Origin of the sequence: Micromonospora sp. A200 (assembly GCF_029893845.1) — a bacterium.
Classification (GTDB): domain Bacteria; phylum Actinomycetota; class Actinomycetes; order Mycobacteriales; family Micromonosporaceae; genus Micromonospora; species Micromonospora purpureochromogenes.
Genome location: NZ_JARXXY010000086.1, coordinates 1 through 1,772, shown reverse-complemented (window position 1 = coordinate 1,772; position 1,772 = coordinate 1). Strand labels below are relative to the sequence as shown.

Genomic DNA, 1,772 nt, shown 5'->3' with positions numbered 1-1,772 from the left:
CGCGCCCTGCACACCATCGCCCTGTCCCGACTGCGTTACGACGAACGCACCCGCGCCTACGCCGACCACCGCCGCACCCAAGGCAAAACCGACCGAGAGATCAAACGCTGCCTCAAGCGCTACATCGCCCGAGAGCTCTACCGACGCCTCGAAACCCCACCCCAACCACTTGACCCGGCATAGGAGCGTCCAGGGAAGACTCACCAAACAGACATCGAGAGGGGTGTGGCGGGGTGGACAGCTCGCCCTCCGCACCCAGCTCGACGGTGAACCGGCGGGTGACAGTTGCCGCTGAGCCGGACAGGTAGGGGACATGGACAACCAAGAAGAACCCAGATGAGCCGCGCTGATGCCCGGGAGGAGTGCTTCCGTTCTCTGCACAGGGAGACATATGCCGACCTGCTGCGCTTCGTCGAGCGGAGGGTCCCGGTCACCGAGGCTGAGGACATCGTCTCGACGGTCTTCCTGACGGCCTGGCGGCGATTCGACGAGCTGCCGGACGATGCTCGACCGTGGCTGTTCGCGGTGGCCCGCAAGACCATGGCCAACCAGTCGCGCGGCTGGTTGAGGCGCCAGGCCCTGGACGTGCGGCTGGTGTCGCTGGAGGCACGCGAGCTGTCCGACGACGCCGTGAGTGCCGCGACGCGAATCGACCTGGAACGCGCCTGGCGCGTTCTACGCCCCGCAGACCGCGAGGTTCTCGCCCTGGTCGCGTTCGACGGATTGACGGCTGAGCAGGCGGCCACCGTGCTCGGCTGTCGCCGATCGACCTTTGCCATGCGGCTCGGCCGGGCCCGGCAACGGTTGCGGGCCGCTCTGGAACCGGCCGAATCTGTCGCCCCTTCGTCTTTCCGCCCTCACGATTTCAAGGAGCAGCAGGCATGGACTCGAGCATGAAGGACCTGCAGCAGCTGGCCGTGCTGGACCCGGCGCGTGGGCGCGAGCCCACCGCGCTGGAATGGACCCGTTCGGAGGCGTTCGTCGAGCGGGTGATGGCCGGTCAGGCCACGGGGGCATCCGCTCGCCGGCCGGTGCGGCGCCGGCTGGTGATGGGCCTCGCCGCGGTCGCCGCGGGTGCCGTCGGAGTCGTGGCCGTGCCCGCGCTGCTGCCGGGGACGGCTGAGAAAGCGGTCGCGGCCTGGACGCCCACGCCCGGTTCGCTCACCGGTGCGCAGGTGCTGCCGCAGGCCCGGATCTGCGCTGGGAACGACGTGGGGGGCAGCTCGTCGGCGGTCGACCCGGCGGACGTGCTCCTCGCCGAGCAGCGCGGGCTCGCGACGCTGCTCATCATGAAGAAGGACAGCGGCCTCATCGTCGAGTGCCTGAGCGCGGGAGACGACGACCAGCTCGCCTCGATGGGCCTGGCCGACGGCCCGCTGCCGGCCCTGCCCGCCGGCACGGTGGACCTGCAGACGATGAGTTCCATGGGCAGTGGCGACGCCATGTGGTCGAACATCGTAGGCCTGGTGGGCCCGGGAGTCACCGGGGTGGACGTGCGCCTCGACAACGGAAAGGTCTTCCAGGCCAGCGTGAAGTCCGGCTGGTGGGCGGCCTGGTGGCCCGGTCCTGAGGGCGGCGAGGTCGACCGCCTCACGTTGACCGTGCACACCGCCAAGGGATCGACCAGCTACCGCCCTTCCGAGCTGCCCTGACGTGACCCGGCTGCGGGGGGGGGGGGGGGGGGGCCCCCCCCGGCGGCGGCCCGGGGGGGGGGGGGGCCTAACAGCGCGCCGCCCGAGGGTTGGAAGAAAGAAGCCCACACCACCCACACC

Annotated in this window: 2 protein-coding genes and 1 pseudogene; all 3 read left to right on the top strand. The window is 70.5% G+C overall.

From position 1 onward, the window contains the following. A pseudogene (locus tag M2302_RS33000) lies at nt 1-183 on the top strand (IS110 family transposase); the annotation flags it as partial. Between the two features lie 153 nt (nt 184-336). After that, nucleotides 337-897: a sigma-70 family RNA polymerase sigma factor gene (locus tag M2302_RS32995; protein ID WP_280841706.1), complete on the top strand. Its 561-nt coding sequence runs from the start codon at nt 337-339 to the stop codon at nt 895-897. Beyond that, nucleotides 882-1,652: a hypothetical protein gene (locus M2302_RS32990; protein ID WP_280841705.1), complete on the top strand. Its 771-nt coding sequence runs from the start codon at nt 882-884 to the stop codon at nt 1,650-1,652. The genes M2302_RS32995 and M2302_RS32990 overlap by 16 nt, the downstream gene beginning before the upstream one ends. Nucleotides 1,653-1,772: the final 120 nt, after the last annotated feature.